At 35.0% G+C, this 17,793-nt stretch carries 21 protein-coding genes and 1 pseudogene; 8 read left to right on the top strand and 14 right to left on the bottom strand.

The window, feature by feature from the left end; translation table 11 throughout:
• Positions 1-32 precede the first annotated feature (32 nt).
• Together MKY37_RS19380 and MKY37_RS19375 are read right to left on the bottom strand one after the other, a co-directional pair.
• Positions 33-638 carry an undecaprenyl-diphosphatase gene (locus MKY37_RS19380; RefSeq protein ID WP_340779445.1) on the bottom strand — a complete coding sequence of 202 codons (606 nt, stop codon included), beginning with the start codon at positions 636-638 and terminating at the stop codon, positions 33-35.
• Between the two features lie 422 nt (positions 639-1,060).
• Positions 1,061-1,204: pseudogene (locus tag MKY37_RS19375) on the bottom strand (single-stranded DNA-binding protein); the annotation flags it as partial.
• A 241-nt stretch (positions 1,205-1,445) separates the two neighbouring features.
• On the opposite strand from MKY37_RS19375, the gene MKY37_RS19370 reads away from it, so the two are divergent.
• From MKY37_RS19370 to MKY37_RS19360, 3 genes are all read left to right on the top strand, one after another.
• Positions 1,446-1,634, top strand: coding sequence for a histidinol-phosphatase (locus MKY37_RS19370; RefSeq protein WP_340779443.1), 189 nt, complete (start codon positions 1,446-1,448; stop codon positions 1,632-1,634).
• 570 nt (positions 1,635-2,204) lie between these two features.
• Positions 2,205-2,366 carry a hypothetical protein gene (locus MKY37_RS19365; protein ID WP_340779440.1) on the top strand — a complete coding sequence of 54 codons (162 nt, stop codon included), beginning with the start codon at positions 2,205-2,207 and terminating at the stop codon, positions 2,364-2,366.
• Between the two features lie 180 nt (positions 2,367-2,546).
• Complete coding sequence (locus MKY37_RS19360) at positions 2,547-2,687, top strand: hypothetical protein (RefSeq protein ID WP_340779438.1); 141 nt, start codon at positions 2,547-2,549, stop codon at positions 2,685-2,687.
• Between the two features lie 42 nt (positions 2,688-2,729).
• Here MKY37_RS19360 and MKY37_RS19355 read toward each other — a convergent pair whose 3' ends face one another.
• A complete protein-coding gene (locus tag MKY37_RS19355; protein WP_340779437.1) occupies positions 2,730-2,906 on the bottom strand; it encodes a hypothetical protein in 177 nt (58 codons plus the stop codon).
• A gap of 239 nt (positions 2,907-3,145) precedes the next feature.
• Here MKY37_RS19355 and MKY37_RS19350 point away from each other — a divergent pair, with 239 nt between their 5' ends.
• Positions 3,146-3,661, top strand: coding sequence for a DUF3231 family protein (locus tag MKY37_RS19350; RefSeq protein WP_340779435.1), 516 nt, complete (start codon positions 3,146-3,148; stop codon positions 3,659-3,661).
• A gap of 168 nt (positions 3,662-3,829) precedes the next feature.
• Here the strand turns inward: MKY37_RS19350 and MKY37_RS19345 are convergent, their stop codons facing one another.
• The gene (locus MKY37_RS19345; RefSeq protein ID WP_340779434.1) at positions 3,830-4,441 is read right to left on the bottom strand and encodes a DNA methyltransferase; all 612 of its coding nucleotides are present in this window, start codon (positions 4,439-4,441) and stop codon (positions 3,830-3,832) included.
• Between the two features lie 127 nt (positions 4,442-4,568).
• Here MKY37_RS19345 and MKY37_RS19340 point away from each other — a divergent pair, with 127 nt between their 5' ends.
• A complete protein-coding gene (locus MKY37_RS19340) occupies positions 4,569-5,039 on the top strand; it encodes a DinB family protein (protein WP_340779433.1) in 471 nt (156 codons plus the stop codon).
• A 76-nt stretch (positions 5,040-5,115) separates the two neighbouring features.
• On the opposite strand, the gene MKY37_RS19335 is transcribed toward MKY37_RS19340, so the two are convergent.
• Positions 5,116-5,334: a DUF1064 domain-containing protein gene (locus MKY37_RS19335; protein ID WP_445323074.1), complete on the bottom strand. Its 219-nt coding sequence runs from the start codon at positions 5,332-5,334 to the stop codon at positions 5,116-5,118.
• A 243-nt stretch (positions 5,335-5,577) separates the two neighbouring features.
• Between MKY37_RS19335 and MKY37_RS19330 the strand changes: the two genes are divergently transcribed.
• The 3 genes from MKY37_RS19330 (at position 5,578) to MKY37_RS19320 (ending at position 8,511) form a co-directional block, all read left to right on the top strand.
• Positions 5,578-6,321 (top strand): tyrosine-type recombinase/integrase, encoded by a 744-nt coding sequence (locus MKY37_RS19330; RefSeq protein ID WP_340779431.1) that lies wholly within the window; start codon positions 5,578-5,580, stop codon positions 6,319-6,321.
• Complete coding sequence (locus tag MKY37_RS19325) at positions 6,291-6,734, top strand: tyrosine-type recombinase/integrase (RefSeq protein WP_340779992.1); 444 nt, start codon at positions 6,291-6,293, stop codon at positions 6,732-6,734. The genes MKY37_RS19330 and MKY37_RS19325 overlap by 31 nt, the downstream gene beginning before the upstream one ends.
• 394 nt (positions 6,735-7,128) lie before the next feature.
• Positions 7,129-8,511 (top strand): glycine--tRNA ligase, encoded by a 1,383-nt coding sequence (locus MKY37_RS19320; protein WP_340779429.1) that lies wholly within the window; start codon positions 7,129-7,131, stop codon positions 8,509-8,511.
• A gap of 1,030 nt (positions 8,512-9,541) precedes the next feature.
• Here MKY37_RS19320 and recO read toward each other — a convergent pair.
• From recO to MKY37_RS19275, 9 genes are all read right to left on the bottom strand, one after another.
• Positions 9,542-10,330: a DNA repair protein RecO gene (gene recO, locus MKY37_RS19315; RefSeq protein ID WP_340779427.1), complete on the bottom strand. Its 789-nt coding sequence runs from the start codon at positions 10,328-10,330 to the stop codon at positions 9,542-9,544.
• Between the two features lie 17 nt (positions 10,331-10,347).
• Entirely contained in the window at positions 10,348-11,268 is a 921-nt protein-coding gene (gene era, locus MKY37_RS19310) for a GTPase Era (RefSeq protein ID WP_090563818.1), read from the bottom strand.
• On the bottom strand, positions 11,252-11,650 hold the full coding sequence (locus MKY37_RS19305) for a cytidine deaminase (protein WP_445323073.1): 399 nt from the start codon (positions 11,648-11,650) through the stop codon (positions 11,252-11,254). The genes era and MKY37_RS19305 overlap by 17 nt, the downstream gene beginning before the upstream one ends.
• A gap of 23 nt (positions 11,651-11,673) precedes the next feature.
• A complete protein-coding gene (locus MKY37_RS19300; RefSeq protein WP_340779423.1) occupies positions 11,674-12,039 on the bottom strand; it encodes a diacylglycerol kinase family protein in 366 nt (121 codons plus the stop codon).
• Complete coding sequence (ybeY, locus tag MKY37_RS19295) at positions 12,026-12,511, bottom strand: rRNA maturation RNase YbeY (protein WP_340779422.1); 486 nt, start codon at positions 12,509-12,511, stop codon at positions 12,026-12,028. Before ybeY ends, MKY37_RS19300 begins: the two co-directional genes overlap by 14 nt.
• A 20-nt stretch (positions 12,512-12,531) precedes the next feature.
• Complete coding sequence (locus tag MKY37_RS19290) at positions 12,532-14,637, bottom strand: HD family phosphohydrolase (RefSeq protein ID WP_340779420.1); 2,106 nt, start codon at positions 14,635-14,637, stop codon at positions 12,532-12,534.
• Positions 14,638-15,454: 817 nt separating this feature from the next.
• Positions 15,455-16,408: a PhoH family protein gene (locus tag MKY37_RS19285; RefSeq protein ID WP_340779418.1), complete on the bottom strand. Its 954-nt coding sequence runs from the start codon at positions 16,406-16,408 to the stop codon at positions 15,455-15,457.
• Between the two features lie 2 nt (positions 16,409-16,410).
• A complete protein-coding gene (locus tag MKY37_RS19280) occupies positions 16,411-17,511 on the bottom strand; it encodes a sporulation protein YqfD (protein ID WP_340779416.1) in 1,101 nt (366 codons plus the stop codon).
• A complete protein-coding gene (locus tag MKY37_RS19275; RefSeq protein WP_340779415.1) occupies positions 17,508-17,750 on the bottom strand; it encodes a hypothetical protein in 243 nt (80 codons plus the stop codon). The genes MKY37_RS19280 and MKY37_RS19275 overlap by 4 nt, the downstream gene beginning before the upstream one ends.
• Positions 17,751-17,793: the final 43 nt, after the last annotated feature.

Below are 17,793 nucleotides of genomic sequence, written 5' to 3'. Positions count from 1 at the left end.
TAGCAAAATCACAATGACTTTAGTTTGCCCATCTAAACTTTAGATTTTAAAGATTTACGAAATTTGCTAGTGATTTCTTTTTCAATGGATTCGTATATAGCAATTACAGTTGTTATTATTGTTAATTTTGAAACTGTAAAGTAAATTATTATTGCAGAAACAATACCAATAAAAGCACCTACAATAACATCTAATGGATAATGAACGCCTACCCAAATACGTGAAACGCCGACTAATATAGCTAATAAAATCCAGACAATCCATTTCCCTTTTTTAAACAACCAAAATGACATACAAAATGAAAAGAATAATATAGTATGATCGCTAGGAAAAGAATTATCTATTGCTTTTTCTATTAACTGATTCGTATCTGCAAAGACAGCAAATGGTTGGTTATTAAAATGCAATAATCCTGTAAATTTCCCTATAATTTCAGCCAAAATGAAAGCAACACTTGCGCAAACGAGCATTGTTTTATTTTCTTTATTTTTGGTAAACCAGAACAAAATAACAAAAATTGCTAAGAAAAAAACTGTATATTTAGCAACAATAATCATTGGTAAATTGATGTATTGAAATTCTTTCCCTAGACCATTAATTATTCTGAATAAATCATTATTTATTTCCGATATATTCAAGACACTCTCTCCTTTTAAGCTTTATACATCTATTATAAGAAAAAAAGATATCAATGAACCATCGATTATGATGACATTAAATAGTTTAATCTAACATTAATGTCACTTTAACTCGAAACTTACTTACGTATAAGAGACTACCAATTTAGTAGTCTCAAATGCTTGCTGTTTTTGATTTCAATCAATGGCATCACCTCATTATGCTATTTGCTTTAAAATTTATTTTTTGTACTAAAAAAGCACCCCAACGGATGCTAAGGACATTCAATATATTAATTCAAAACTCTTTGATGATATTCTGGATTTTCTTCTTCCGCATCAAAAATTATTGCTCTATCAACATATGGCTTCAACCAATCATAATCATGCCTAATGTCGGTCCAAGTAACAATGAAGATTTTTCCAATGCATTTGTGATTCACTTTTTTCAAATAGTTAGCTGCGTTCTCGGCTTGTTTTCTCCATACTAAACAGTTGATGAAATCAGCTTCTCTTTCCCCTTGCTGATTAGAAAACGTTCTATTTAACGCTAATGTAAAACGAGCCATTGCCACTCCAGAAGGTGATTATTTCCATAATTTTTTTACATACGTTTAGCCCAGCACTAAATTGCTTTCCTGCATAAAATTACTAAGTAGTACAGCAGGCTTAAAGACAAAAGAGAATTGTAATAACTCAACCCTCCTATTTTTGACCTTATAAAGAAGGTCTTTTTTTGATGTTTAAATTTTTTATATAAAAAATCAATCACGAGTATTTTTCTTAACCATTTGGAACATTCTAATGTGTCCAAGGAGGTGATTAGTCATGGCAAACAACAACAACAACATTAATAACCGCAATAAAAATAACAATAATAATAACAACCCAAATGATAGATCTGAGTTCGGTGAGGATTTCAACTTTGACAATTTAAACGAACAAATCCTAAATGATCAAAATTTAAATAATAATAAAGAGCTAAACAACAATCACAACAACAACTTCAACAAGTAGTCGAATTTTAGTGAATCCATGTTTAAATTAATACAATATAGCCCATATTACTTTTACCCAGAGCCGAAAGCAGTTTGGTTGGGAAGCCTGTTGATTATGCGGATCTAGGCTCTGGTCCTATTTGCAATTTGAATAAATTTCATCTGATAAGTTCATACTTCTAAAAAAGATGAAGATGAACACTTTGACAAAATTTGAAATAAACTTAAATGATTTTTTTTCGAAAATCTCATTGATATTGTTAGACAATTCAATGAACTTGTTCCTAATCATTCTCCATATTCATATTCAGCGCAAAATGTTATTGAATTACTACTCCTTCCGGAACATGTGAACAGTGAAATAAAATTACAAGACCTTATTAGGGTCTTTTTTTAGTCACGCTTAAGTTCGAAGATTCTTATTCTTCTGTGGTCTTTCAATATAACTTCTTCTATCACAACTTTATATTTCAACTTAAACCGATTCCAAATTTTCCTAACATCATTTTTTTGGAAATTACCTTCCATTTCATAAATATTTGTTCCATAATGATAGGCAAGAAATATGAACTACTCGGAGCGTGAAAATGTGTCTATCTTATTAATTTATAAAGAACTAAATAAACTAGTAGATGATTATTACAAATGTCCAGAATTGCAAATTAAAGAGCAAATTCTTTCGGACCTAAAATTTCTAACAGACGCATTATTACTGATGGATCAGGAGCACAATTCTGAAATTACATTATAATATGTTGATGAAGCAATAACTTTTTTTCAATCTTTATTTCCCTTCTTATTTGCACAATATGTTCTTATTAAGTCGAATGCTGAATGTTTATAACATACTTTGTAGAATGGCTTCCAAGTAGTTCCTCAATAGTACATAATTTAATTTAAGAACTAGACCCGACCCAAGGAGATAATATCTATGAAGTTGTTAATTCATGAAGTTAATCGTTTAGTTGATGATTATTATAAATGTGAAATTACCCATATTAGGGAGCAAATTGTTAATGATATCGACTTTTTAATCGAGGCTTACCTTCTCTACATAGATATAAAAGAGTGATTTCTTATTAATCAGAAGTTCACTTTATGTTCGTACTGTGCTTTACACTTCATAATTTCTATCTACTTCAAACTTCAGCAATACTTGAAATTTTCCATAGTCTTCTTTTATGTCACTTATTTGCTTCCATCCTCTGCCTTCATTTTCTGCAATCTTGTCCTCAATTTTTTTACGAGTGCGACCTTTTTCAATTTTCTTATCACGGAATATTCGTTGCATTCATTCTCACCCTTTTACAAGTATTAAAAGCCCCGATTTCATATTGCTTAGCTTGATAATAAAAGTGGTGATATATCCAATTGCTACATTTTTTTAAATATACAATTTCAAAATTGTTGCTCGCTTTATTTTCGAACTATGACTAAATTATTGTTTCCAAACCCTAAATGAATACTTTTCTAACTTTTACACATAATAGTTTTGCTTGAAAAATTATTATAATGATAGGGAGTGCAATTATGGGAATACTAAGTGGAAACCCAAAAGATGAACCATTACATTATGGTGAAGTGTTCAGTATTTGGACCAATATAGCTACTAACAATGGATTAATAGCTGCTTATCAAACATTTACTAATCACACCGGTGATAAGGAATTAGAAAAAATTATTGAAGAATCGATTCAAGGTATGAAAGATGAAAACAAGCAACTAGAAGTAATATTAAAAATAAATGGTATAGCACTTCCTCCTGCACCTCCTGAACGCCCGGATGCAAGATTAGAGGACATTCCTCCTGGTGCAAGATTTAGTGATCCTGAAATTAGTGCTGCACTTTCAATCGATTTCGCTGCTGGTTTAGTAGCATGTAGTAAAGCTATGGGTCTGTGTATTAGAGAAGATATTGCTTTAATGTACGGTCAGTTCCATTTGAGTAAAGCTCAATTAGGAGCAAAACTATTGCGATTAAACAAAGATAAAGGTTGGCTTGTTCCTCCACCACTACACTTAAACTCTCCACATAAGGAAGAATAATATTTTTGGGGCAGTCTAAATTTTGATTGCCCATTTTTTATTGATTCAATTTATGGTCGAATTGCATAAACTTATAATATTGAGATCATAATGGTGTAACTAGAGCCGAAAGTAGTCTGGGAAGCCTGATGATTATGCAAATCTAGGCTCTAGTTTTTACTATTTACTCTACATTTCATGTATCAATTCCAGCTGCACTTCACTTAACCGTTTTTCTGCTATTTTTATATACTCTAGATTCATCTCAACACCTACGAAATTTCTCTCATGTTTTAAAGAAACTAACCCTGTAGTTCCTGAACCAAAGAACAGATCCAATACAACTCCATTTAATGGACTGCCAGCTAACACACACGGCTCAATTAACCACATTGGAAACTCAACTTGATAAGGCGCCCAATTTTCTACTGGCTTTAACTTACGATGTTCTTCTGTCCAATCAATGACTAGGTATAAAATACATTCATCTGGCTCAAAGTTTTCCTTTATCAATCTATCAGCAGTCTTTTGTTTTAAATGGTGTGAACATTGAGCAAGTCGGCTATTCCCTAACCATTTAACATCTTTGAATACTTCCCAAGGCGTCCTACCATCTGCAATATACTCATACTGGACATCCATTTCTTTAACTGTTTCATCTATGAATCTATATAAATCAGCATCTTCAATTAGCGTGTCGGTGAACAATAGAATGACATTTTCTTTCCCATGCTTCACTACTATTATTTTTGCAGTCATCCTACTACCGATGCCACCAGAGTAAAATACAATATGTTTCATTTTTTCAACTCTTTTTACTACACCTAATGGTCGAAATGTGACGTAATGTTTTAACCATAATCGCTCTCTTTTATTCGAACATTCTTTTGTGTATATTTAATACATACCAATTAAAGGAGAATAAATTATGAACTCAATTGATTTAATTCTTTTAAATTTCACCGAAATACGAAGAAGAAGCACTAAGGTTTGGACATCGATTCCCCAAGAAAAACTACATTGGAAACCCGATGACGAAGCAATGACTTGTATAGAGATGATTAGGCATGTTTTAGAGAGTGAACATTATTACCATCTAGCTATACAAAATCAAGGCAGTCTGGCAGTCTTTGATTCTCCTTTCGAAAAACAACCTTTTTCCACTGTAAATGCGGAATTGAAATTTGCAGAACCGTTTAGAAATGACTTCTTAGAAACTATTAAATCTTTTTCTGAAGAAGATTTAACAAGTATTAAAATTGATCGTTCTGATTCAGGTTACATAAGAAGTTTGGGAGACATGTTGCTAAGAGTGCCCTATCATGAGTCAGTCCATACTGGGCAATTGCTAGATTACTTAAGAATGGCAAGAGTTCCAAGAGTGCGTGTTTGGGATTAATTTATCTGACAGGTGTATTCACTTAGGTGATATGCCTTTTATTTTTAGTTACAACGCAATTTGTGTCATAAGTATCTTATCGCAAAAGCATTTTCTCCAAAGACTTAGCTTTCTTACGTTTCCGTCTGACCGCTTTCAGCTTATCCAGTTCGATCCATCCACCATCAATTTGCGAGAATGCTAGTAATGTTTTGTGAGGAAACTTCTTTTCGAATAATTTCCGTTTGATTGCAAAGTCTGTTGTTTCGATTCCTTTAACATCTATCGTTTCTATGGATCCATCTAAATGATGTATTTCAAAGTCAGCATCACTTTATTCTTGGAAGAAAATTACTCCTAAAGGAAGTAATTTAATCAAAGTAACCGATTTTTTCGATGTATCTACCGATTACTTACTTGGTCAGTTCTGAAAAGCCTAGAATGGTAAAAAAATTTACGACTAAATAGAACATTTGTACCCAATTTGAAAGGAGTGATGTCAATTTGTTAATTAAATCCCCCTCTACAACGCCTGTCAACGTTTGAAAGGGAATTATATATGACAAAAAAACCAAAAATGCATAAACTAAAAAAAGATTCAGAGTTATTCTATTATTTTAATGCCAAAAAAGAAAAATTGTATGCATATCGTCATAGATACTACGATGCATTAGGTAATAGAAGAGAAAAACTGAAGCAAGCGTTTAAGACCGAAAAGGAAGCGTACAGAGCGTTATTAGAGGTTCGCACTCAAATAGTCAATGGGGATGTTAAACAGGTCTCCAATGCAAATATGACCATCTCAGAGTGGATTGATGTTTGGTTAGACACAAACAAACATTGGGAAGATTCTACTTTATACAATAGAGCTATTGCAATGAACAAACATGTTAAACCTTTATTAGGGCCCTATAAAATTTCGGAGTTAGACCGAAGTACGTATATAAGAAAATTAATAAATAAACTCTTAGAAACTTACAAACCAGGTACTGTCTTTAATTTACACAGTATGTTCAAGACTGCAATACAAGCTGCTGTAAATAATGAGATTATAACCAAAAATCGTTTCTCTAATATCCCACTACCTCAAGCAGACCCAAAAGAAAATTTTTATACGCCGGAGGAATTAAGTGTATTTTTATCCATTGTTAGAGACACTGAAGGCATATGGAATTATTCTTACATTCTTTTGCTAGCATATACAGGAGCGAGAAATGGAGAAGCTTTAGGACTTCAATGGAAACACATAAATTTTGAAGAAAAAACTGTTAAATTGAATGTACTAGAGATCAGCACGGCGTAAGAACCCCAAAAACTAAGCGCAGCTACAGAACGATATTAATTGATGATATAGTTCTAAATCAATTAAAAACTTATCGTAAATGGTATATTGAAGTAAGAATGTCTTGCGGTCTTCCGTTTGATAATGAAACATTAGTTTTTATCGGACCCAGATCGGGAAATGGCCTTTTAGCTAACTCACTAAAAAAAGTTTTAGATCGAATTTCTGAAAAGAATAACCTAAAGCGAATTATTCCACACGGTCTAAGACATTCGCATGCAACTATATTAATTAAACAAAGGGTTCCAGTCGTAACAATTGCTGATCGTTTAGGAAATACTTCTGAATTGATTTACAATGTTTATGGACACAATTTGAACGAATTAGAAAAAGAATCAGTTCAATTATTTGGGGATGCTATCTCATTTTATTGATATACTGGGGGAGGTTTTGGGAGGAGATTTTCAAAATGATACTTCTAACCCTTGATACTACAGTACTCTAAGGGACAAGGTAATAATTCATACTGAATTATTATATACTATTTCCAAGATGATTGCGAAGTAAAGTAGCTCGTGATACAATAGCTACAAATAATAAAGTGTTGAAGAGCATTATAAGTACTACATCTTAAGCGAGTGGGGTTAGTGAAAGCCCACATTGTAGGAAAACGGCAGCTCGGAGCTTATGCTTTTAAAGAGGATTGTTTTTTAACAATCAATCGGGGTGGAACCGCGGGTTAATAACTCGTCCCCGGGCATTTATTGCCCGGAGACGAGTTTTTTTGTTTTCCGGGTTTTATCACAAAATTTTATGGAGGTTTTTCAAATGACAATTACAATGGAAAACGTAGTTAGTTTAGCGAAACAAAGAGGTTTTGTATTTCCTGGGTCGGAAATTTATGGAGGTCTAGCTAATACATGGGATTACGGTCCCCTTGGTGTGGAACTAAAAAATAACATCAAAAAAGCTTGGTGGAAAAAATTTGTTCAAGAATCACCTTATAACGTAGGTTTAGATGCAGCTATTTTGATGAATCCAAAAACTTGGGTAGCATCTGGTCATATTGGGAACTTTAATGATCCAATGATTGACTGTAAAAAATGTAAATCACGTCATCGCGTCGATAAAATTATTGAAGATGCACTAGACAAAAAAGGTATTGAAATGGTAATTGACGGTCTTTCATTCGAGAAAATGGAAGAAATAATGAAAGAACATAATGTTGTTTGTCCATCATGTGGTGCATTCGATTACACAGAAATCCGCCAATTCAACTTAATGTTCAAAACGTTCCAAGGCGTAACAGAAGCTTCTACAAATGAAATCTTCTTACGTCCTGAAACTGCCCAAGGTATTTTTGTAAATTATAAAAATGTTCAACGCTCTATGCGCAAAAAAATGCCTTTCGGAATTGCACAGGTAGGTAAAAGTTTCCGTAACGAAATTACACCAGGTAACTTCACATTCCGTACAAGAGAGTTCGAACAAATGGAACTAGAATTCTTCTGCAAGCCTGGCGAAGATATGGAATGGTTTGAATTCTGGCGTAATTATTGTAAAGAATGGCTATTAAAATTAGGTGTATCTGAGGATAGCATTCGTTTACGTGACCATTCAGAAGATGAACTTTCTCATTACTCAAACGCAACAACAGATATCGAATATAAATTCCCATTCGGTTGGGGTGAGCTATGGGGTATTGCAGATAGAACTGACTTTGATCTAAAACAGCATATGGAGCATTCTGGGGAAGATTTCAATTATATTGATCCGTTAACAAACGAACGTTATGTACCATATTGTATCGAACCATCACTAGGAGCAGACCGTGTTACATTAGCATTTCTTTGTGAAGCATTTGATGAGGAAGAATTAGAAGGTGGCGACATTCGTACTGTATTACGCTTCCACCCTGCATTAGCACCAGTTAAAGCAGCAATTTTACCACTATCTAAAAAATTGTCTGAAGGTGCAACAGCTTTATTCTCAGATTTAAGTAAGCACTTCATGGTTGACTATGATGAATCTCAATCTATCGGTAAACGTTACCGTAGACAAGATGAAATAGGCACTCCATTCTGTATCACATATGACTTCGATTCAGAAACAGATGGCCAAGTAACTGTTCGTCACCGTGATTCCATGGAACAAACAAGAATGCCAATTGCTGATGTAAAAGCATATATCGAAAATCATTTACAATTTTGATATTAAGTCACTTTTGAGTGATTGTTAAAAATAAACGCAAGAATGTTGTTCACCACCTCGAACAACATTCTTGCGTTTTGCTTTGCCAATTTAAAAAAGAGTGATGAATCCATGTATATGCTTCTACACGGATGTGCGGTGCCGCACGCTACGCATGAGCCTTCAAGGATGGTCGCTATCACTACTTCATCCTTTTTGAAGTCTCATTCTTCGCGCTCTTGCGGCTTGGGAGGTGCACATCCTAGCTATCAGTGGTAATTCAGAAATCAGCTTCTAAAATGACGCGATAATGCATTTGAAATATATAAAACCCTTAAAATTAATGGTCAAGTTTTCCATTCCGCAAGTAAGTCATCTCTAAGCGCAACTAAATAACTAATAATCGCAAGTAACCTGTTGGGCAGCGCAAGTAATATCCACATGAACGCAAGTATCCACCGATTCAAAGCAAGTAACTGTCAATTAAGATAGATGAATCCATTGGGATGCCTTCTACACGGATGTGTGCTGCTGCTTAAGCTATGATTTATTCATCTATTTTGTGTTGCATAACTTTTGATTTGTTTCATCGTACTTAAAACACTTACTTTGCTCAATCTTAAAGTTAAGATTTACTCGCCTATTGATTGAAGTGTAACGCGGCGACTCCAGCGGGAACAGCGAGAAAGTCGAGACCCCACAGGGAGCGTAGCGAACGCGGAGGCTCGGCCTCGCCCGCGGAAAGCGTCCGCGTGAAACGGAAATCACAGTATAACTATCACTTCAAAATACCTTCTGCAATCATTGTTCTTTTAATAATTATCTCGATAAATCTTAAAGTTTAAATCTACTCGCCTATTGATTGTAGTGTAACTCGGCGACTCCAGTGGGAACAGTGAGAAAGTCGAGACCCCGCAGGGAGCGAAGCGAACGAGGAGGCTCAGCCTCGCCAGCGGAAAGCGGCCTCGTGAAACGGAAATCTTAGTGTCAATTCTCCTCTGAAACACCATATTGCTTTTTTAGTACAACGAAAAAATCCAAGTCCAAAGAATTATTCTTCTTCAGGACTTGGATCTTCTTTTCGTGGTGTAAAAAATTCTGGGGTTTTTTCCATTTGATCTAAAAAATTTTGTGACTTTAATCGTATTCCGACTTGTTCACTATAAATAGTTCGAACAATCTTTTTGATAAAGCCCTTTGTTTCTTTTTTTAGAGTCAGCTTACCTACTTGATCTATAGGAACTGTATAAAAGGTTCGGATAAGTTTCACTTGAGATGGGGAAAGTCTTATAATATATGGGTCAATTGAAAAACATCGGTGGCACAGAAATCCAATTTGAGAAAAGGAAAAAGCAAATTCTCCATCTGTTGCGCCGCAATTGGTACATTGGTGAAGAGTTGGATAAATACCTGCGGTCGGGAGAAGCTTCCATTCCACAAACAAACTAATTGCCTCTGGATCATATTCCTCTGAAATCGCATGTAACGCCTGCTGCAAGATTTCAAATAACTGCGGCTTCGGCGATTCATCATCGATTAACTTATCTACTAATTCCATTATAAAACTTGCATATGCTGTAGCAAAAATATCTTCTCGAATAGATCGCATGGAGTCAATAATTTCACCTTGCTGTAAAGTCCCCATTCCTCTTCCCTGCTGAATCAAAAAATAGCCGTAAGTAAAGGGCTGAGAAATGGAAGCTAATCGACTCGTTGGTTTTTTTGCCCCTCGAGCCATAGCTGCTCGCTTCCCCAATTCACGTGAAAAAATGGTAACGATTTTATTGGATTCGCCATAAGAAGAAGCTCGTAAGACAATACCCTCTACTTTTTGTAGCAATTGCCTTCCCTTCTTTCTTAGTACTCGTCGTCTCTAAAACCATAATCCTTCAAATGGGCTGATTTATTACGCCAATCTTTTTGTACCTTTACCCAAAGCTCTAAGTACACATTTGTTCCTAAAAGCATTTCGATGTCTTTACGCGCTCTTGTCCCAACTTCTTTAAGTAAGGCACCTTTTTTACCAATGACAATTCCTTTTTGAGAATCTCTTTCTACTACAATCGTTGCAGAAACACGAATCATATCTTTTTCCGTATCTTCTTCTTTTTTAATTTTATCAATTACAACAGCAATTGAATGTGGAATTTCTTCTCTTGTTAAATGTAAAACTTTTTCACGAATTAGCTCCGAAATAATAAATCGCTCTGGGTGATCCGTTACTTGATCGGCAGGATAGTATTGTGGTCCTTGTGGTAAATACGATTGAATTGTTTCAAGTAGTTTATCAACGTTATTACCTTGTAGAGCAGAAATTGGAAGAATTTCCGCGAAGTCATATTTTTTTGTATAGGATTCAATAATATCAACTAATTTTTCAGGATGAACCTGGTCAATTTTATTGATCACAAGAAATACTGGTGTTTCATTTTTTTCTAGCATTTCCATAATATACTCATCAATTTTCCCTCTTGGTTCAACTGCGTTTACCATAAACATAATTACATCTACTTCACGAAGCGTGTTTTTAGCAACCTTAAGCATAAAGTCGCCTAGCTTATGTTTTGGAATATGAATCCCGGGTGTGTCGATGAAAATCATTTGACTGTTTTCTAAAGTTAGCACGCCTTGTACTTTGTTCCGAGTTGTTTGAGGCTTATCACTCATAATAGCAATTTTTTGCCCAATTACACGATTTAAAAATGTAGATTTCCCTACATTTGGTCTACCTATTATCGATATAAATCCTGATTTATAATTCTCATTGTTTTGCAGCATAATCTAAATCCTCCGTTGTAAAGGCTCCAGGTAATAATTCTGCAACCGTTGTTTCCAATACATTTCCCTTTAAGTTTGTTAAGTAAACAGGCATATCTTTATCACAAAATTCAGCTAAGACTTGTCTGCATGCTCCACATGGAGAAATGGGTCCTTCTGTATCGCCTGAAATAGCAATAGCAGCGAACTCTTTTTTCCCTTCCGACACTGCCTTAAAGATTGCAGTGCGCTCTGCACAGTTTGTTAATCCAAATGATGCATTTTCAATATTACAGCCATGAATTACTTCTCCATCTTTTGTTAAAAGTGCTGCCCCCACTGGGAATTTCGAATAGGGAACATACGCTTTCTCTCTTGCAGTTTTGGATGCTTCTAATAACATTTCTTTATTCAACTAATTCACCTCTATAATATGATACCCGACCATTTCGGGATAAATATGATTAAACCAACAATTACCGTACAAATAGCATATACTAAGCATGCTCCAGCTGCTAAGTCTTTTGCTTGTTTAGCTAATGGGTGTAATTCCGGCGTCACCAAATCGACGACACGTTCTATGGACGCATTTACTAATTCTATCATGAACATACCAAAAATCGATACAACAATGATTATCCACTCTATTCGCGATAAACCTGTCATCCATGCGACTATCGCAACAACTATTGCAGAAAATACATGAAACCGAAAATTTTGTTCACTTTTTACTGCTTGATAAATTCCATTTGCGGCATATTTAAACGAACGAAAAAATTTACGAAAGTTCATGGCCTTCACGTTTTAACCCAAAAGCCTGTAGAATAGATTCTTGTAAGCCAAACATTTCTTTTTCTTGCTTTTCCGTCCTATGATCATAACCCAATAAATGTAAGAATCCGTGAACCGCTAAAAAGCATAACTCTCGTTCAAAAGAATGTGCATAAGCCTCTGCTTGCTCCGTTGCACGCTGTACAGAAATGATAATATCTCCTAACATACTCGGAATATCAGCGTCCAAAATTTCTATTTCTCCCTCACCCATTTCCTCCATAGCAAAGGAGATAACATCGGTTGGAACATCCTTGTTGCGATATGTTTTATTAATCTCTTGGATAGCATCATTTGACACAAATGTCACACTAACCTCACTGCCTTCTTTAACTGAAAGCTGTTCTCCAGCTGACTGCAATACTTTTCCTACAAGAGCTATGGTCTCCTCGGGTACAGAGTTTGTCTCATCCATTAAATCTAGTTCTAGCATATTTTTAGCTCCTCACTTCATTATTCGGGATATTCAATCCGCGAGTGGAATGTTCCATTCATCGTTGTACAAAAACTTTCTTCCATTTTCTTTATTTCCTTTAAAGATAGATCGCATTCATCGAATTGGCCATCTAATAGTTTATCTTTAATAATAGACTGTATCATTATTTGAATTTTATCAGCATTTGGCTCTTTCATCGAGCGAACAGCCGCCTCTACACTATCAGCTACAGAAATAATCGCGATTTCTTTTGTTTGCGGTTTTGGACCTGGGTAACGGTATTGCTCTTCTTTTACATTACTATTCGTCTCTTTTTCTTTAAAATAAAAGAATTTCAACAAACTCGTCCCATGATGCTGCGCCGCTACATCTATGATTTCTTTCGGTAATTTATGTTTCCGCAAAATCTTCGCACCATCCACCGCATGTGCAATAATAATATCTCTGCTTGCTTCTGGAGACAAATTATCATGTGGATTATAACCATTTACTTGATTTTCTATGAAAAATCCAGGTCGATTTGTTTTCCCTATATCATGATAATAACAACCAACTCGTGCGAGTAATCCATTAGCACCAACTACTTCACAAGCAGCTTCCGCTAAATTTGCCACCATTAAACTGTGGTGATATGTGCCGGGTGTCTCGGTTAATATTTTCTTCAACAAAGGATGGTTAGGATTGGATAATTCAATGAGTCTCATAGTAGATAGTATGCCAAAGAAAGATTCAAAGAATGGTAGTATTCCAATAGTCATAGCACCAGATAGTACCCCAGACAGCATAGCTGCTCCAATATAAAATAATATATCTGTAAATTCATAGGAAGCCTTCGTCATCAATAAATAAAATATGATAAACACAATATTTATAGAAGAAACGATTAGACTAGAGCGTAATATTTGGGAATTTGTATGCATTCGTTGCAACGCAAAAATACCCGCGACCCCTCCAAATAATATGTATAACGAAGCTTCCATTTGAAATACGTTTGTATAGCCTTCTTGAAAGATAATACCAGCATATGCGGCAGACACAAAATTCGAAATATAAGCTGCACGTTCATTTACCAATAAATAAACAAGCATGGCAACCATCGCTGTAGGAAATAAAAACACTATAATTACATCAAAATTATACGCTACAGTCTGAATCACATTCATCATAAGTACTGATAAAATGACACTAAAAGCAACAACGATTAAATTTTTGGAGTTGTTAAGAGTTTTTTCTTTTCTTACAATTGTTTGTCCGAATAACACCCACATCGTTAGTCCGACAAATAAAGCTACCCCAAGATATGGCTTATATGAAGCCTTATTTGTAAGCATTCCTAGCAACTCAAGCTGGCGATAGACCTCTCTATCAACAATTTCACCCTTTTGAACAAGTATTTGCCCCTGAAGTATACGAGTTGGCTCAACGCTTGCTTTAGCCTGTTCTATCCGTTCCTCTGTTAGACTCTCATTTACTACCTCAGTTGCAACAATGGAGGTTTTTGCAATACTAACGAGTACATTTTTATAATCCTGCGAATAAATAAAAGCGTTATTTACTTGCTGACCAATTTTCTCTTTTGTAATGGCTATATTTTCCGAACGAATTGGTTCACTTAAACTTGTCTCCACAATTTCGGATAACTTTGTTTTTGAATCATCTAAAATGATATTATTTTGTTTTATTAATATAGCTAACATATCATCGTTTAGAGGTACATAACTCGCATTCTCTGCCAATTCTTCCATATCTTTTTTCAGTTTGCCTACTAGAGTAGCTGTTGTATCTTCTTCTGGATTTGCATTTTCTTTTACATGCAAGACACTATCAAAAATCGACTTTGTTATCGCCGCTTGATTAGCAGCGGTTTCGTCTTGAAATTGATAAACAACTGGAACCTCCTGCTCCGTTTTTTTACGTTCTTCCTCTGTTTTAACGGAGTCTTCCATTGTTTTAACTGCTCTGATCGTATCAGGTGAAAGCTGGAACAGCTGAAAATCATACTTACTTTCCTTTACATTTCCGATTAATAAAAAGAACAAGCATATGGCTGTAATAATAGTGACGATGAAAGGGAGATACTTATGATTTCTCCATTCTCTCCACTTTATTAGGATTTTTTTCATTTATTCTCATCCCCCCACCAACTGGTTATTCCATTATACCTTATTCTTTTCACAATTCACTAATATTTTCCTAATACAAAGAATAAGCAAGTAAAAAAATGTCCCGTGAACACTGGGTTCATGGGTCTCCATAGAAAAAACAATTCTGTGGATTTCCGCTATAGGCTGTTTACAAAGGAACAAGGCTTAAGAGCGCAACCTGCCATTGCGATCAATTAAAGAAGTAGTACCTAACAATAGGATTCAGCACTGCCTACCGCTCAAATGAGAATGTTAGTTCAAGTTAATATAGTGATGTAGCCGTCTGCAATCACTGTTGAATAGGGATACTATTATTTTATGATGGACAAAGCAAGTAGATTTTCTTTTCTACTAGTGGTAATAAAGAGAAATAGTAAGTGTTTACCCCATAAAGAGGCGATATAGCGAACGAAATTGCATCTTTTAGAGCTCCCTCCATGAATGGAAAAGTATCTTTTCTCTAGTTATCCAAAACCCACTTTTCTGTTTCTAGGAGTTATAGAAGGGCTCAGGATAGATAAAGAGAAACTTCGATTAGAAGGGCCAACTAATTGGAAAATCGAACTCAGGCTTTTTTCGGGCAATTATCTACTACCCGTAAATGCTGGACAAACGCCATAAGATTATCGAAAAAAAAGGATGCTGGTTGGTTGTGACGAACGTCACAATCAACCAGCATCCCTAAAAATTCACTCGGTAATAATATTGCTACAAGTCTGTCTAAAGCCCTTCAAAACGATAGAAACAGGTTTTGAACTTAAAGATTTTTGCCCGTTTTTTTAGTTTTTCTAAACTATTATTGTTCTTCATATGCTTGTATAATTTTAGCAACTAGAGGGTGACGTACTACATCCCCTTGCTCTAAATATTGAAAATGAATTCCCGCAACATTTTGTAATATTTTTTCCGTAACGATTAAACCAGATTCGGCACCTTTCGGTAGATCGATTTGAGTTTTATCGCCAGTGATTACCATTTTAGAACCAAATCCAAGACGTGTTAAAAACATTTTCATCTGAGCTTTTGTTGTATTTTGAGCTTCATCTAAAATAACGAAAGCATCATCTAGTGTACGACCTCGCATATAAGCTAGAGGAGCAATTTCAATTGTCCCTCGCTCCATCAGACGATCTGTCTGTTCTGTTCCCAACACATCATGCAACGCATCATATAACGGTCGTAAATAAGGGTCTACCTTTTCTTTTAAGTCACCGGGTAGGAAACCTAGGCTTTCTCCTGCCTCGACTGCTGGACGTGTTAAAATGATTTTTTTCACATGCGCATTTTTAAGTGCTTGTGTTGCCATTACTACTGCTAAATACGTTTTTCCAGTACCAGCAGGTCCAATACCAAAAGTAAGATCAGTATGTCTGATTCCTTGAATATACTCTCGTTGTCCTATTGTTTTCGCTCTAATAGCTTTACCTTTTGTATTTCGTGCAATTTCTTCATCATATAAACTAGAAAAATATTCAATTGTACCATTCAAACTCATCTCAATTGCAGATGATACGTCGCGCAGATTAATATTGATGCCTTTTCGGATTACTGCCAATAGTTGAATCATCAACTGCCTAGCGTCTTCAACATTTTTTTCTTCACCAATAATCTGGATTTGTTCACCTCTAGTAATGAGTTGAACTTTTAGCTCTGCTTCAATAAGCTTAACATTTTTATCCGAAATGCCAAGTAGCATTACAGCTTCGGCAGGATCTTGCAAATTAATAGCTAGTTGTTTTTGTTCGCTCATGCTTAGTCTCCTTGGGGTATAACATGTGGTATTGCAATATTTTCATTAATCAGTAAAAGTATCTTCCCTTTTACTTTATCATCTTGTATTGATACCTGTAAAACTTTATCTTCTAATAATTGCGTTCCAGTTGGTAATTCTTTAATAATTTTTTGAAATAGTAGCGGGCGTATAAGATGTTCAATGGATTCTTCGGTCAGCGAATAGGTTATTTGATGACTCTTTTGTACATAACCAGCTTGAACATACTTTTGAATGAAAGCAGGTAACTGTATTTCCTTCCAAAACACTTGTTTGTCATCCACTTTTTTTTGTATGATCAATTCCTTTGCGTTCGGATTTGTAACAGCAACTTGCGTTGGTAATTCAAATGATAGTTCTATCCAATAACTGGCATATACCTTTCCCTCTGCGCTAGTAATAATCCTTTTGTTTCCTTGAGTGACAAAGCCATTTACTAGGACATCTCCTTTTTTTACAGCAATATTTTTTTCAACTGCCCTCACACCTTTTGTTAGAGTAAAATCTGTTATTACTCCACCTCTCTTTGCTACCAGATTCACAGCAGGTGCATCTTTAAGCTCTTTTTCTGTTTGAGGAGGTGCCAGCATTGGAGTCACCGTAAAGGTGGAGCCTGATTTTGAAAAGTGAACCCAAGAATACTCTTTATGCTTTAATAATATATTTTGACGTATCTCTTGTTCCGCTGGCAGTTTAGATGCAATCATTCTCTCTTTAATACCTATTTCTTTTAATTGTTCAGTTAGCAATATATTACTTTCAGGTGAATCCGAATCAATATTAATAGTCCAGATGAATTGCGCAAATAACACGGGAATTACTAAAAAAAAGAATACCCCTATAACAGATGCCGAGTAAATAGAAATAGTACTCTCTTTTAGTTCATCCTCCAATTTGATCGACAGTTTTAGTTTTTTCCTTACTTTACGAAAAGCCTTCAAATCTTTTGCTTGAATCGAAAAACTAATATGATTTTCGTTTGTATGAAGCTGATAAACTTCGATATTTTGTTCCTTTAAACTTTTATAAAGAGTAAATTGATCTGTAGAAATTGGTGCTTGTATTTTAATAAGACGCCTCATACCGTTTTTTCCTTCCTAGTTAGATTGAAGAACTGAAGATTATGCACATGAAGATGTAGCCTATCACTAGACATGGATTTTATGTGCAAGCTTTCGGCATGAATTTCTAAAAGAAAATGGTCATATGTACAAACAATACTATTTTCTTTTAAGCGAACCAATGAAAATGCATAATCCAATATAATATCATCAAAGCTATCTACCATAATACTCGCATGGAGTGGAAATAATTGCTTCACAAAAAAACACCCCTTTACATGAATTTATGCATGTAAAGGGGTG

The organism is Psychrobacillus sp. FSL K6-2836, assembly GCF_038003085.1.
Lineage (GTDB): Bacteria > Bacillota > Bacilli > Bacillales_A > Planococcaceae > Psychrobacillus.
Note: the sequence above shows the minus strand (reverse complement) of the source record. Positions and strands in the feature narration are given on the sequence as shown.

Coding starts and splice junctions, on each gene's coding strand:
- MKY37_RS19340 (WP_340779433.1), top strand. CDS start 4,569: ATGAACTCAATTGATTTAATTCTTTTAAATTTCACCGAAATACGAAGA.
- MKY37_RS19360 (WP_340779438.1), top strand. CDS start 2,547: ATGAAGTTGTTAATTCATGAAGTTAATCGTTTAGTTGATGATTATTAT.
- MKY37_RS19330 (WP_340779431.1), top strand. CDS start 5,578: ATGACAAAAAAACCAAAAATGCATAAACTAAAAAAAGATTCAGAGTTA.
- MKY37_RS19355 (WP_340779437.1), bottom strand. CDS start 2,906: ATGCAACGAATATTCCGTGATAAGAAAATTGAAAAAGGTCGCACTCGT.
- MKY37_RS19350 (WP_340779435.1), top strand. CDS start 3,146: ATGGGAATACTAAGTGGAAACCCAAAAGATGAACCATTACATTATGGT.
- era (WP_090563818.1), bottom strand. CDS start 11,268: ATGCTGCAAAACAATGAGAATTATAAATCAGGATTTATATCGATAATA.
- MKY37_RS19280 (WP_340779416.1), bottom strand. CDS start 17,511: ATGAGGCGTCTTATTAAAATACAAGCACCAATTTCTACAGATCAATTT.
- ybeY (WP_340779422.1), bottom strand. CDS start 12,511: ATGCTAGAACTAGATTTAATGGATGAGACAAACTCTGTACCCGAGGAG.
- MKY37_RS19290 (WP_340779420.1), bottom strand. CDS start 14,637: ATGAAAAAAATCCTAATAAAGTGGAGAGAATGGAGAAATCATAAGTAT.
- MKY37_RS19345 (WP_340779434.1), bottom strand. CDS start 4,441: ATGAAACATATTGTATTTTACTCTGGTGGCATCGGTAGTAGGATGACT.
- MKY37_RS19300 (WP_340779423.1), bottom strand. CDS start 12,039: ATGAACTTTCGTAAATTTTTTCGTTCGTTTAAATATGCCGCAAATGGA.
- MKY37_RS19285 (WP_340779418.1), bottom strand. CDS start 16,408: ATGAGCGAACAAAAACAACTAGCTATTAATTTGCAAGATCCTGCCGAA.
- MKY37_RS19320 (WP_340779429.1), top strand. CDS start 7,129: ATGACAATTACAATGGAAAACGTAGTTAGTTTAGCGAAACAAAGAGGT.
- MKY37_RS19370 (WP_340779443.1), top strand. CDS start 1,446: ATGGCAAACAACAACAACAACATTAATAACCGCAATAAAAATAACAAT.
- MKY37_RS19305 (WP_445323073.1), bottom strand. CDS start 11,650: ATGTTATTAGAAGCATCCAAAACTGCAAGAGAGAAAGCGTATGTTCCC.